This window comes from Calditerricola satsumensis (assembly GCF_014646935.1).
Lineage (GTDB): Bacteria > Bacillota > Bacilli > Calditerricolales > Calditerricolaceae > Calditerricola > Calditerricola satsumensis.
The window spans coordinates 1-13,205 of record NZ_BMOF01000060.1 but is presented as its reverse complement, the minus strand read 5'-3'; the positions used below and the strand labels follow the sequence as shown (position 1 = coordinate 13,205).

Annotated in this window: 13 protein-coding genes and 1 riboswitch; of the genes, 3 read left to right on the top strand and 10 right to left on the bottom strand. The window is 66.6% G+C overall.

Annotated features, from left to right (window positions below; all coding sequences use genetic code 11):
* Positions 1 to 47: 47 nt before the first annotated feature.
* Entirely contained in the window at positions 48 to 1,343 is a 1,296-nt protein-coding gene (locus tag IEX61_RS11010; protein ID WP_188818071.1) for a molybdopterin molybdotransferase MoeA, read from the bottom strand.
* A 101-nt stretch (positions 1,344 to 1,444) separates the two neighbouring features.
* On the opposite strand from IEX61_RS11010, the gene fdhD reads away from it, so the two are divergent.
* Positions 1,445 to 2,257 carry a formate dehydrogenase accessory sulfurtransferase FdhD gene (fdhD, locus tag IEX61_RS11005; RefSeq protein WP_188818069.1) on the top strand — a complete coding sequence of 271 codons (813 nt, stop codon included), beginning with the start codon at positions 1,445 to 1,447 and terminating at the stop codon, positions 2,255 to 2,257.
* Here fdhD and IEX61_RS11000 read toward each other — a convergent pair.
* The 9 genes from IEX61_RS11000 to IEX61_RS12655 all read right to left on the bottom strand — a co-directional run bounded on the left by IEX61_RS11000 (position 2,225) and on the right by IEX61_RS12655 (position 11,199).
* A complete protein-coding gene (locus tag IEX61_RS11000) occupies positions 2,225 to 3,226 on the bottom strand; it encodes a hypothetical protein (RefSeq protein ID WP_229725849.1) in 1,002 nt (333 codons plus the stop codon). The genes fdhD and IEX61_RS11000 overlap by 33 nt on opposite strands.
* Positions 3,227 to 3,236: 10 nt before the next feature.
* On the bottom strand, positions 3,237 to 4,529 hold the full coding sequence (locus IEX61_RS10995) for a LysM peptidoglycan-binding domain-containing protein (protein ID WP_188818065.1): 1,293 nt from the start codon (positions 4,527 to 4,529) through the stop codon (positions 3,237 to 3,239).
* Between the two features lie 227 nt (positions 4,530 to 4,756).
* A complete protein-coding gene (locus IEX61_RS10990) occupies positions 4,757 to 5,224 on the bottom strand; it encodes a coiled-coil domain-containing protein (RefSeq protein ID WP_188818063.1) in 468 nt (155 codons plus the stop codon).
* 148 nt (positions 5,225 to 5,372) lie between these two features.
* On the bottom strand, positions 5,373 to 6,227 hold the full coding sequence (locus tag IEX61_RS10985; protein WP_054672633.1) for a MetQ/NlpA family ABC transporter substrate-binding protein: 855 nt from the start codon (positions 6,225 to 6,227) through the stop codon (positions 5,373 to 5,375).
* Positions 6,228 to 6,304: 77 nt separating this feature from the next.
* Positions 6,305 to 6,985, bottom strand: a complete 681-nt coding sequence (locus tag IEX61_RS10980; RefSeq protein WP_268238407.1) for a methionine ABC transporter permease — start codon at positions 6,983 to 6,985, stop codon at positions 6,305 to 6,307.
* Positions 6,982 to 8,094, bottom strand: a complete 1,113-nt coding sequence (locus tag IEX61_RS10975; protein ID WP_188818061.1) for a methionine ABC transporter ATP-binding protein — start codon at positions 8,092 to 8,094, stop codon at positions 6,982 to 6,984. Before IEX61_RS10975 ends, IEX61_RS10980 begins: the two co-directional genes overlap by 4 nt.
* A 112-nt stretch (positions 8,095 to 8,206) precedes the next feature.
* Positions 8,207 to 8,332: riboswitch (SAM riboswitch) on the bottom strand.
* Positions 8,333 to 8,418: 86 nt separating this feature from the next.
* Positions 8,419 to 9,750, bottom strand: a complete 1,332-nt coding sequence (gene hemL / locus IEX61_RS10970; RefSeq protein WP_054672141.1) for a glutamate-1-semialdehyde 2,1-aminomutase — start codon at positions 9,748 to 9,750, stop codon at positions 8,419 to 8,421.
* 57 nt (positions 9,751 to 9,807) lie between these two features.
* A complete protein-coding gene (gene namA / locus IEX61_RS10965) occupies positions 9,808 to 10,851 on the bottom strand; it encodes an NADPH dehydrogenase NamA (RefSeq protein WP_188818058.1) in 1,044 nt (347 codons plus the stop codon).
* A 42-nt stretch (positions 10,852 to 10,893) separates the two neighbouring features.
* Entirely contained in the window at positions 10,894 to 11,199 is a 306-nt protein-coding gene (locus IEX61_RS12655; RefSeq protein WP_054672139.1) for an NAD(P)H-dependent oxidoreductase, read from the bottom strand.
* Positions 11,200 to 11,321: 122 nt separating this feature from the next.
* Here IEX61_RS12655 and IEX61_RS10955 point away from each other — a divergent pair, with 122 nt between their 5' ends.
* Both IEX61_RS10955 and IEX61_RS10950 read left to right on the top strand, forming a co-directional pair.
* Positions 11,322 to 11,978: a 5' nucleotidase, NT5C type gene (locus IEX61_RS10955; protein ID WP_083463049.1), complete on the top strand. Its 657-nt coding sequence runs from the start codon at positions 11,322 to 11,324 to the stop codon at positions 11,976 to 11,978.
* The gene (locus IEX61_RS10950; RefSeq protein ID WP_188818056.1) at positions 11,968 to 12,939 is read left to right on the top strand and encodes an NAD(P)/FAD-dependent oxidoreductase; all 972 of its coding nucleotides are present in this window, start codon (positions 11,968 to 11,970) and stop codon (positions 12,937 to 12,939) included. The genes IEX61_RS10955 and IEX61_RS10950 overlap by 11 nt, the downstream gene beginning before the upstream one ends.
* Positions 12,940 to 13,205: the final 266 nt, after the last annotated feature.

The window sequence follows — 13,205 nt, the reverse complement described above, 5'->3', positions numbered from 1 at the left end:
TCCCTTGGCTCGCTGACCGCCTTTTTCCTTCTTGGCATCCACACTTTTTAGCGTAGAGCCTTTTTCTTGGGCGGAATCGAAGGCCACTCCCCGCACACCACCACATCCACCACCTGCCCCGGCTCCACCGCCGTGCCGCCTTTGACCCGCACCAAGGCATTGGCCCCCACGAGCGAGCCGATCATCCCCGAGGATTGCCCTTTGGCCACCTCGACGAAAAGCTCCCCTTCCGCTTCATACAGGCGCGCGCGCAAGAAGCGATCCGGCTTGATCGGCGGCGCCGAGCAGGCATTGACGAGGCGCGCCCGCACGGTGCGCGGCAGCGGATGGGCCCATCCGCCCAGACGGCGCACCCCCGGGAGGACAAACAGCTGGCAGTTGACGAACGCCGACGCCGGATTGCCGGAGATGCCGAAAAAGGGCTTCCCGTCGCGCACGGCATAGCGCACCGGCTGGCCGGGGCGGGCGAGCACCTTCCAAAACCGCGTCGTCGCGCCCAAGCGTTCGTAGAGGTCGGGGATCAGGTCGTAGTCGCCCACCGATACGCCGCCGGTCGTCACCAGGGCATCCAACTCGTCGAGGTGCGGCTCCACGGCGGCCAGCATGGCTTCGACGGAATCGCCGACGGCCGAGAACAACTTCGGCACGCCTCCCGCGGCGCGAATGAGGCTGGCCACCATGTAGCTGTTCGAGTTGCGGATTTTTCCGGGGGAAAGGGGCTCGTGCACGTCCACCAATTCCGACCCGGTGGCCAAAATGCCGACCACCGGCCGGCGGTACACCGCCACCTCGGCCACGCCAAAGGTGGCCAAAACCGCCGCCTCCGCCGCGCCGATGGGCACGCCCGGCCGCAGCACCACGCTTCCCTTGGCCATGTCCTCGCCTTTTTTGGCGATGTTGTCTCCCGGCCGCGCAGGCACGCGAACATGGACCGTGGCCACGTTCCGGTTGTACCCCTCTGCCGTGTTCTCAAACTTCACCACGGCGTCGGCCCCCTCGGGAATCATCGACCCGGTCATCACGCGAATCGCTTCGCCCGGACCGACGCGCCTGGTCGGGGAACACCCCGCCGGGACTTCCTCGATGACGGCCAGCGGCACCGGACGCTCCCACGACGCGCCCGCCGTGTCCGCCGCGCGCACGGCATACCCGTCCATCATCGAGCGGTCAAAGGGGGGCACGTCGCCGTCGGCCACCACCGCCTGGGCCAGGACCCGGCCGTCGCTGTCAACCAGGGGAATTCGTTCCACGGGCAGGGGCGCGAGCGATTCGAGGATCACCGCTTGGGCATCTTCCACGGAAAGCGGCGCGCGATTGGGCGCGTCCGCAAACGCGCGATGCATGGCCTCTCCTCCTTCCCGCCAAACCCGGTCGCCTCCATTGTACCGCATCTTCCGTATAATGAAAGCAACGAGACCTCGGAGGGAAAGGGGTAGACGCGCCCATGGAGCTGCCCGTGACCCAACGACGCCCCATCCTGCGCTACGAAAATGGCCGCCTGCATGCGGCCGTCGACACGGTGGCAAGCGAATACGCCCTCACCGTCTACGTCGACGACGAGGAACTGGCGACGCTCGTCTGCACGCCCAGCCACCTGGACGAACTCGTCATCGGGTTTCTGGCGGCGGAAGGGGTCATCCGCTCCGCCGGGGAGATCGTCTCCCTCACCCTCGATTCCGCAAACGGGTTCGCCTACGTGGAAACGGCGGGCAAACGCCGGTTTTCCCAGCGCTTCTTCAACAAGCGCTACATTCCGTCGTGCTGCGGGAAAGGGCGGCAATCCTTCTATTTCTTCAACGACGTCCAAACGGCCAAACCGGTCGAGCAGGCTCCCACCCTCGCCCCCGATGACGTGCTGCGCCTGATCGGCGCGCTGCAGGAGACTTCCCACGTCTTTGCCGACACCGGCGGCGTCCACAACGCCGCCCTCTGCACGCGCGCCGGTCTCGTCGTCGCCCGCACCGACATTGGCCGGCACAACGCCCTCGACAAGCTCTACGGCTATTGCCTCCAGCACAACGTGCCGCGCGACGACAAGCTGCTCGCCTTCAGCGGGCGGCTCTCCTCGGAGGTGATCCTCAAGGCGGCCAAGATGGGGGTGGGCGTGGTCCTCTCCAAGTCGGCCCCCACCGAGCTCGGCTTGCGCATCGCCGAGGAATTGGGGATCACCGCCATCGGCTTCGTTCGCGGCGCGCGTTTTAACGTGTACACCCATCCCCATCGGCTACAGCCAGGCATCGAGCAACCGGCCGAATAGCGCGTGGCGATCCAGCTCGCGCTCGAGGGCCGTTACCGCTTCCAGGCGCACGCGACGCTCCCACGCGTAATGGCGCTCAAGGAGGCGAAAGACCGCATGGGGCGGCGCCAGCAGGAGGGCCAGCGCCAAACGTTCCTCCTCCCGCAGGGGGAAGTGGGCGTCGTAGGCGGCCAACGCGGCGGGCAAGCGGTCTTCCTCCACGGCGCGCGAGACGGCGCGCAAGAGGTAGGCCACGTCGCGCACCGGGGCGTCAACGGTGGCGTCCGACCAGTCGAGCCAGAGCGGCTCGCCCCCTTCGCGCCAGACCAGCCGGTCCGGGCGCGGGCGGGCAAGCACCCATGACACGCGCAGGACCGCGCGCCGTCCTACCGCCTTTTCCCAGCGCGCCAACAGCGCCAGCGCGCGATCCAGCGCCTCGGCGAGCGCCTCGGCGTTGGCAAGGAAAACGGCGTCAACCGGCGAAGGGTAGGCCCGGCGACCGGCTTCCTCCTGCCACTGGGCGAGACGGGCCTTCCACCGGTTCCATTGCCAGCGGAGCTGCTCGATCACCTGATCCACCCATGGACGGACATGGGGCAGCGGCGTCGACGTCAGGCGATGCAGGGCGGCCAAGGAGGCAAACAGGCGGTCGAGGGCATCGGCAGGGGGGGCGTGTGCCGTCGGCAGGCGCATGACGACAAACATCCCCTCGCGGCTCCGCCACACCGCGTCGCCTTGGGGACTCGGAAGCCAGGGGAGATAATGGGTCCATCCCCGCGCCGCCAGGTCATGCCGCACCCGGTCGATCCACGCAAGCTCCTGCGGATCGCGGTGGACAGCCGCCATCACAAACGCGCCCCGGTCCGTCTCCACGCGCCACATCGCCCTGCCGATCGGAGCCCATTCCCGCGGGTGCGCCGCCAACGCCGCGCAGAGAAAAAGCGGAATGCCGGCTTCTGCGTGCATTCCGCCCAACTGCCGTTTTGCCACCACGGTTTCGTCACCCTTCCCCCCGCGGAATCAGGAGAATCTGCCCTTCTTCTACGCGGTCATCAGCCATGCGGTTCACCGACCGAATCGTGCTCACCGACACCCCGTAGCGGGCGGCAATGGAGGCCAGCGTGTCGTCGCGCTGCACAATGCACATCGTCAGGCGCGCATACCGCTCTTCCTTCTCCTTGAGCAGGCCGATCAGGTACCGGCCGTTTTCGGGCCTCTTGGTCGCTTCGCGGTCTTCTGCATCCGCCTCTTGTCCCTCGCGTGCGGCGGTCGTTTCGCCCTCCGCTTGGCCCTCCCCATCGGTCGAGTTCGGCTCGGCCGATGCGCGCGGGGCCGCCGAAGCGGGCGTTTGTTCGTCCGATCCGGCCGGCCGCTTTTCTTTGGCCAATTTCTCCATCAAATAAGAAGAGAGCGGGCGGGCGCTGCTCTCCTCGGTTTTGGATTTGGCCGTGATGGCCACCTTCACCTCCGGCTGCGGCTTCGGTTGGGCTTCTGCCGCCGCGTCGGACCCTTGGCGCGCAGAAGCGTCGCCTGCTTCCGCTGGCGCGGCGGCCGCCTCCACCGCCTCCGACGCGCCCTGCTCGGTCGGCTCGTCGCCGCTCCCGGCCTCCGGCGCGGAAGGCCCCTGCGCAGAAGGCGATACGCGGGCGAACGCCGCCTCGTGCCCGTCCAAAACCGGATCCCCCTTCTCCTCGCGCAAAACCGCAGGCGCATCGTCCGCGCGCGAATCCGGTGTCGACTCGGCCACGCCCTCCGTTGCCGTTTCGGCGGCTCCGGCCGCCTCGCGCGCCGGCTCCGGCCCGCTCACCAGCACGGGGGCTGCGGGCGCGTCCTGCTCCACCGTGTGCGCGCCGCGACGGCTATCCACGACAATGCCGGTAACGTCCAGCACGGCGTCGATAAGCAACTTGCGCGGCCCGTTCACCTCGTAATCGAAGCTGTCGATGACCACGTAGACGTCCTCCAAGTCGGGCACGCGGTCTTCCGGCACGGTGATGTCCAGCGGGATGCGGTGGCGAATCTCGCTGCGCTTTTGCCAGGGCGCCAAGGGGCCCATCTCGCTTTCAAAAGGATGATACGGAAACGGCACGTGCGCCTCACGCCCGTCCCCGGTTCCCCCCAGGTATTCCCGCCGGCCGATGTACTTGCCAGTCAGGCTGAGGAACCCCGAAACCGTCACCGAACCGCCGGATGCGGTCACTTCCACGACGGGTTCCAGCTCCAGCTCGCGAATCGCCTCGATCTCCGGCGCGTCGTCCGGAAGGTGAACCTGCTCGCGAACGTGAAAACGCAACCCCCGGTTGTCCTCCTGGTGCACGCAAACTCCCCCTTTCGCGCGCAACACGTTCTTCGGTGCTCGGTATACGTTATGCGGCCCGCACGCGGGGTAGAACGGGGGAGCGGCGGTCGCACGCATCCCTACACCCAGCCAAACCCCAAAAACAGCGTACCCCGCGAACAAAAAAAGGCGGGCAGCGCCAAAGCGGCTCTTGCGGCGCCATGCCCGCGTGCTGTCACCCCTCATCGCCCGAGGAACGCTTGGCGAAGGAAGGCGAGATCCTTCTCGTGGTGCTCCACCTTGTTTTCGAGGAAGACAAGGCGGGGATGCAATTCCTTCCACATTAGCTCCTGACGGTGTTCATGATCCCGAAGGCGACGGTCAAGAAACGCCTCGAACGCGTCCATGCGCGTCGTCCAGTCGCGAATCTCGCCTTTCATTTCGACCAGTTGCTGCTCCATGCTGCCTACGCGCGCCTCCAGGGCGTCCACACGCTGCTCCAGACCATCCAGCCGCTGCTCCAGACCGTCCAGCCGCTGTTCCAAGCCATTCAACCGCTGCTCCAGACCATCCAGCCGCTGCTCCATCCGAGCCATTCGCTGTTCAAGCTGGTCCATCCGCTCACCAAGTCGGCGCAGCTCGGCCTGTACCGGGAGAAGCGCGTCCTGGACCGCCTCACGGACCACGGCCAACAGTTGATCGGGGCTCATGGGCAACCCTCCTGGGGTCATGGCATCCTCTCGCCTTCATTCGACACCGAACAAAAAATCCCTCTCGCGGGAGAGGGATTTCCAACATTTTTTGTCCGCCACCTGCATCCCAAGGTCTCGCGCCAAGGGTGCCAGGAACCGCTTCGCATCAGAAGGTTTTCTGCGCCGGTACGACCGCCCCTTTGTACTTCTCTTCAATGAATTTCTTGACGTCTTCCGACAGGAGAACCTTCACCAGTTCTTGGATGCGCGGGTCGTTCTTGTTGTCTTCCCGCGTGACCAGCACGTTGACGTACGGGGAATTTTCGTCTTCGCGGAAGATGGCGTCCTTGGTCGGCACAAGGCCGCCCTCAATGGCGAAGTTCGTGTTGATGACCGCGGCGTCGATCTTCGGGTCTTCCAGCGTGCGCGGCAGCATGGCCGGGTCAACCTGCGTAAACTTGATGTGCTTGGGGTTTTCGACGATGTCCTTTTCCGTCACCTTTTCGCCGATGCCTTCTTTCAGCTTGATCAGCCCGGCCGCCTCCAGCAGGCGGAACACGCGCAGCCACTCGCTGGCCCCGTTGGTGATGGCGATGGTCGCCCCGTCCGGCAGATCGTTCACCGATTTGTACCCTTTCTTCTTATTGGGGTACAGCCCGAGGGGCTCGATGTGGACGCCGGCCACCGGTACCAGCTTGTAGCCCTTCTCCTTGTTCGTCGCCTCCAGCCACGGGATGTGCTGGAAGTAGTTGGCGTCCAGCGCCCCTTCCGCCAGCTGCGTGTTCGGCAGGACGTAATCCTGGAACACGACCACCTCGAGGTCAATGCCCTTTTCCTTCAGCTTCGGCTTCACCACTTCGTTCAGAATTTCCGCGTGCGGAACGGCCGTGGCCCCCACCTTGAGCGGCTTGTTGGCCGTCCCTTGCGACGCGTCGCCGCCTTTCTCCGTCGCGGTCCCGCAGCCGGCCAAGGGCAGGACGACGAGCAGTGCGAGCATGAGCAGCGTCAAGGCCTTGCGCATGTGTGGGTCCCTCCCAACGCGTGAATCGATAAGGTTTGCGCCTGGGCACCGGCAGGATGTAGGGCGCCCGCGCGCCGTTATCGCTTGTCCAAGCGGCGGACGATGCGGTCGCCCGCGGCCTGGAACAGCTGCACCATGAGGATCAAGAGGAGCGTGGCCACAAACAGGGTGTCGTTCTGGAAGCCGTTGAACCCGAAGTTGTAGGCCATCGCTCCGAGACCGCCACTGCCGATCACGCCGGCCATGGCCGAGTAGCCGACCAGGCCGACGCCGGTCACCGTCACCCCGGCGGCCATCGCCGGCAGGGCCTCGGGAATCAGCACCTTGATGACGATCTGCCACAGGCTGGCCCCCATCGCGCGGGCCGCCTCAATGACGCCGGCATCGACCTCGCGGAGGGCCGTCTCCACGAGCCGGGCGTAGAAGGGCGCCGCGCCGGCCACCAGCGACAGGATGGCTGCCGTCGGACCGAAGGAGGTGCCAAAAAGCAGGCGCGAGACGGGCAAGAGCCACAGGATGAGGACGATGTACGGCACCGACCGGAAGACGTTGACCAGCGTGCCGAGCAGCTTGTTCAGCCAGGGCATCGGCACCAGATGGCCCGGCGAGGTGAGGACGAGCAGCACCCCGAGGGGGATGCCGAGCAGCACGGAGAAGAAGAGCGACGCCCCCACCATGTACAGCGTCTCCCAGGTGGCCTGCAGCACCCCGTCCCAGTTTTGCGCCACGTGGGGGAACAGCTCGGCCAAGGCGTTCACGCGCGCACCCTCCTTTCCGCCAGCGTCTCGAGCGGCGTCACGGCCACGCCCGCCGCCTTCCAGTACTCGATCACCCCTTGGACAACGGCGGGAGCGCCAGAGACGCGCACCGTCAGCGCACCGCGCACGCCGCCCGGCCCCTCGGCCAGCGACCCTTCGCACAAGCGGATGTCGGCGGCAAAGCGGCGGATGGCCGTCTCCACCACGGGAGCGGACACGCCGTCGAGCTCAAGGCGCAGGAAAACTTCCACCGCGCCCTCGCCGGCCGCGGAGACGCCTGCTTCCGACCCGGCCGCCACGGCTGAGCCTTCGCTTCCCGCCGCCGGCCCAACATGCGGGATGTCGGCGCCGAGGATCCGCCCCCGATCGGCAGCACGCCCCTGCTGCAGGAAGCGGCGCGCCGTTTCCGTTTGCGGCCGGGCCACCACCTCGGCCACCGGGCCCACCTCGACGATGCGCCCGCCTTCCATCACGGCGACGCGGTCGCACACGGCCTGGATGACGTCCATCTCGTGGGTGACGAGCACCACGGTGAGCCCGAAGCGGCGGTTGATCGACCGCAGCAGGTCGAGGATCTGGTCGGTCGTCTCGGGGTCGAGGGCCGAGGTGGCCTCGTCGCACAAGAGCACATGGGGCCGGTTGGCCAGGGCCCGGGCAATGCCGACGCGCTGCTTCTGCCCGCCCGACAGCTGGGCCGGATAGGCGTCGGCGCGCTCGGTCAGGCCGACCAGCTCCACCAGCTCGTCGACGCGCTGGCGGATCTCCCGTTTCGGCACGCCGGCGATCTCCAGCGGCAGGGCGATGTTTTCGCGCACCGTCCGCGACCACAGCAGGTGAAAGTGCTGGAACACCATGCCGATGCGCTGGCGCGCCCGCCGCAGCTCGCGTTCCGAGAGGGCCGTCAGCTCGACGCCGTCGACGACGACGCGCCCCGCCGATGGCCGCTCGAGCAGGTTGATGATGCGCAGCAGCGTGCTCTTGCCGGCTCCGGAGCGGCCGATCAAGCCGAAGACTTCGCCTTTTTGCACCGAGAGATCAATGCCCTTGAGCACCTCCACGGTTTTGCCGCCCGTGGAGAAGGTTTTGCGAATGCCCTGCAGCTTGATCATCGTCGTCCTCCGTTAAAACCAATTAAACCGATCTGTTTTTATGAGGATCTTTCACAAAAAAATCCTTTCTGAGAGACCTCAGAAAGGATTTGTTGCAAACGCAACGCCTCCTCTCTTATCTCTCAGAACGCCGCCTTCGCAGCCGTTCTGCAGGAGTTGGCACCTTCCCGCTTCCGAATGGGGAAGCAGGGGTTGCCGGGCTTCATCGGGCCAGTCCCTCCGCCACTCTCGATAAGAGATGGCTGTTCGTGTCGGATTCGGTTGTCGAAAATGAGTATAGTACAGGTTTGCTCAGATGTAAAGAGGTTTTTTCGGTGCCCGCGGTCACAGGCGCTTCAAGACTTCGCGGTGCACCTCCAGCGTGCGGTCGATGTCGGCGTCGGTGTGCGCCACCGAGACGAACATCCCCTCAAACTGCGACGGCGGGATGTAGACGCCCCGCTCGAGGAGCAGCCGGAAGTAGCGGGCAAAGCGTTCGGTGTCGGCCGTGCGCGCCGTGGCGTAGTCGATCACCCGCTCGCCGGTGAAGAAAAAGCCGACGAGGGAGCCGACGCGGTTGAGGCAGTAGGGGATGCCGGCCTCCTCGGCGTTCTGGGCCATCCCCTCGGCCAGGCGCGCCGCCTTGCGCTCCAGGTCCTCGTAGACGCCGCCCTGCCCGAGCTCGCGCAAGGTGGTGACCCCGGCGGTCATCGCCAGCGGGTTCCCCGACAGCGTACCGGCCTGGTACACCGGGCCGTCGGGAGCCACCTGGCGCATGATCTCCTCCCGCCCGCCATAGGCGCCAACGGGAAGGCCACCGCCGATCACCTTGCCCAGGCAGGTGAGATCGGGCAGGACGCCGTACTTGCCCTGGGCCCCGCGATAGTCGACGCGGAAGCCGGTGATCACCTCGTCGAAGATGAGCAGCGCCCCGTACCGGCGCGTAATCTCGCGCAAGCCCTCCAAAAAGCCGGGTGCGGGCGGCACCACGCCCATGTTGCCGGCCACCGGCTCGACGATCACCGCGGCGATGTCGTCGCCGTAGCGCTCGAAGGCCAATTGGACGCTGTCGAGGTCGTTGTACGGGCAGGTGATCGTGTTTTGGGCCACCGTCTCCGGCACGCCGGGGCTGTCGGGAAGCCCCAGCGCGGCCACCCCGGAGCCGGCCTTGATGAGCAGGCTGTCGGCATGGCCGTGGTAGCTGCCCTCAAACTTGAGGATCTTGCTCTTCTTCGTGTAGCCGCGGGCCAGGCGCAGGGCGCTCATCGTCGCCTCGGTGCCGGAATTGACCATGCGCACCACCTCGACGGAGGGCAGGGCCTCGACAAGAAGCCGGGCCATCTCCGTCTCCACCACCGTCGGCGCGCCGAAGCTCGTGCCGCGCGCCGCCGCCTCCTGGATCGCGTTTACCACCCGCGGATGGGCATGGCCGAGGATGAGCGCCCCCCACGACATGACGTAGTCGATGTATTCGTTGCCGTCCTCGTCCCACACGCGGGCCCCTTGCCCCCGCGCAATGAACACCGGCGTCATGCCCACGTTGCGAAAGGCCCGCACGGGGCTGTTGACGCCGCCCGGCATGAGCCGCTTCGCGTCTGCATAGAGCGCTTCCGATCGCGTAAACCCGTTGTGCACCGCGTTGTCCTCCTTTGTACGTGATCCTGGCGGCGGGGACATCTTTGATGCGCCCCCCCGTTCCCGAAGCGGGCCGACCCCACCGCATGCGGGTCGGCCTTACCGCTCCGGCTTGGCCCGCAGGTACTGAATCGGCCAGTAGTCGATCTCCGCCCCCAGCTCCAGGGCAGCGTGCAGCGGCCAGTAGGGGTTGCGCAGCAGCTCGCGGGCCAGGAACACCAGGTCGGCCCGGCCGTTGGCGACGATCTCCTCGGCCTGCTTGGGCTCGGTGATCAGCCCGACGGCGCCGGTGGGAATGCCCGCTTCGCGTCGGATCGTCTCGGCAAAGGGCACCTGGTAGCCGGGATGGACCGGCACGGTGACGCCGGGCACCACCCCGCCCGAGCTGACGTCGATCAGGTCGACTCCGCGCGCCTTGGCCATCTTGGCCACTTCCACCGTCTCCTCCAGGGTGACGCCGCCCTCGGCGTAGTCGACGGCCGACAGGCGCAAGAAGAGGGGTTTGTCCGCCGGCCATTCGGCGCGCACCGCGTCAATGACCTCCATCAGGAAGCGGGCGCGACCCTCCAGCGAACCGCCATAGGCATCCGTCCGCTTGTTGGCCAAGGGCGACAGGAACTCGTTGATCAGGTACCCGTGGGCGCCGTGGATTTCCACCACGTCAAAGCCGGCCTGGCGGGCCCGCCGCGCCGCTTGGCCGAAGCTTTCGACCACCTCGCGAATCTCGCGCACCGACAGCTCCTCCGGCGTCGGGCTGTTCGGTCCAAAGGGGATGGCGCTGGGCGCCACAATGCGGCCGGGAACTTCGCACTTGCGCCCGGCGTGGGCGAGCTGGATCCCCACCTTGGCCCCGTGGGCATGACAGAGCTCCACGATGCGGGCAAGGCCGGGAATGTGGGCGTCGTCCCAAATCCCCAGGCAGCGCGTCGTGATCCGCCCATGCGGCTGGACGCCGGTGGCCTCCACGAGGATCAGACCCACGCCGCCCACGGCGCGCGTGGCGTAATGAATGAAATGCCAATCGTTGGCAAATCCATCGGTTGCCGAATACATGCACATCGGCGACATGACGATGCGGTTGCGGAGCAAGAGGTCTTTGATCCGGAACGGCTGAAACAGGTGGACGGTGCGTTGTGCGGGCATGGCAGCTCCTCTCCTTTGCGACGATTGTCCCCCTTGTGCGTTTCATAAAGGGTGTGCGCGCTTGTCAATTCGGCCCTTGAGCAGGCGGGTCATGTGCACCAGCTCGTCGACCAGCGCGGCAAGTCGCTGTTTGCCCCCTGCATCGATCACATTTCCTCCCCCGTCAAACGCCTCCGGGGCGGCCACCAGCTGCGACGGCAGCACGAGCGCGGACACGCCGCGCAGAACCAGGCGCAGGTTGTTGAGGGCGTTGATCCCGCCCTTTCCGCCTCCCGCGCACGCGGCGATGGCCACCGGTTTGTTTTTGAACTGCTTATGACCACTTGCGATGGCCATTTCGATTGCCATTTTTATGATAGCACAGTCCAAGGCCAAACGCGTTTCATCCGATTTCCTTCTGCGTGGAAAAGGCTCCCGTCTATGGTATGATGATGGCGCAACCACCCCCACGAGGATCGGGAGGTTTGGGGATGAACGCGCGCGTCCTGCTCATCGACATGGACTCGGTGATCGTCGACCTGATGGCCGAATGGTACGCCCGCTACAACCGCGACTATGGGGACAACCTGACCGTCGCGCGCGCCACCAGCTGGGACGCCACGACCTACGTCAAGCCGGAATGCGGGGCGAAGATTTACGACTACCTGCGCGAGCCGGGCCTCTTCGCCGGCCTCAAGCCCCTTCCCCACGCCATCGAGGTGCTCGAACGGCTGTCCCGGCGCTACGAGATCTTCATCGTGACGGCCTCGCCCTCGGCCATCGCTTACGCGGAGAAGGAGGCCTGGGTACAGCGCCACCTGCCGTTCCTCGGCCGCGAGCGGCTCATCTTCGCCCACCGAAAGGAAATGATCCGCGGCGACCTGCTCTTTGACGACGCGCCGCACAACCTGCGCCGCTTCCAGGCCACCGGCCGCATCGCGGTGGCGATGGACTACCCCTACAATCGCGACGTTGCCTGCCCGCGAGTGAGCAGCTGGCTCGAATTTGAGGAGCGCCTCCCCGAACTTCTCGCCCAGCGGCCCGTCCCCCCGTCGTGCGAAGCCGTCCGTCCTGGTGGCCCAGCAAATGGGGAACACACGACCGGCTGCCGCGCATCCGGGGAAGGGAGGCCCGCCCATGAGCAATAGAAGCGAAGGCGCGCCCCGCCACGACGTGGTGATCATCGGCGGGGGACCGGCGGGCATCAGCGCCCTCATCTGGTGCCACCGGCTCGGCCTCGACGCCCTGCTCGTCGAGCGGCGGGACCGCCTCGGCGGACAGCTGGAGGCCATCCACAACCCGATCGTCGACTACCCGGGCCTGCCCGCGGAAAACGGCCGCGCGCTTCGGGATCGCCTTGTGGCCCACGTGGAGCGGCTGGGCTGCGCCTACCGGTGCGGCGTGGACGTGCAGGCATGCGACGTGCGGGCAAAGCGCCTCGCCACCAGCGCCGGAGAGCTTGCGGCCCGCGCCCTGATCGTGGCCACCGGCGCCCGCCCGCGCCGGCTCGGCGTGCCCGGCGAGGCGGAGATGATCGCCCGCGGGGAGGTGTACTCGGCCACGCGCGACGCCCATCGCTTTGCCGGCAAGCGCGTCGCCGTCGTCGGCGGCGGCGACCGTGCGCTGGAGGGTGCGCTCCTTCTCGCCGAGGCCGGCGCACGCGTAACGCTGATCCACCGCCGCGACGCGTACCGGGCCCGCCCCGAGTACCTCGAGCCGGTGCTGCGCCACCCCAACGTCACCCGCCTGGAACACGCCGTGGTGACGGCCATCCTCGGCGAAGGCCGCGTCGAGGGGGTGGCCGTCGCCCTGCACCGCCCGGACGGCCGCGTCGAGGCGCGCATCCTGGAGGCAGACGCCGTCTTCGTGCGCATCGGCGTGGAGCCGAACACCGACCTCGTGCGCGGCCAGGTGGAGACGAACGGCGACGGCACGCTGCGCATCACCGCGGAAGGGGAGACCAGTGAGCCGGGCGTCTTTGCCGCCGGCGACGTGTGCACCCCGCCCGCCTTCTCCAGCATCGCCTTGAGCGTGGGGCAGGGCATGGTGGCGGCCAAGGCGATTGCCCAGCGGCTGGCCAAACGCGACCAGAGCGACGGAGCATCCTGAAAAAAGAGAAAAAAAGAGAGGCCGCACTCACGGCCTCTTATTTTTTCAATGCTTGACAAGGTTCTCTTAGCGGGAAAACGGCGGTCGGAAAGCGCACTGTCATCGCTTGGAAAACCTGTCCCGACGAGATGGACAGCTTCCTTCCGCTAATGAAATTTTGCAAACCAGACTAACGTGATAGGCTACGCCCCCACGGCCGCCGCATTCACGTGTCAACTCACATAAAAACCTAACCGAAGTGAAACCGATCCCTCACGTAAAAACCT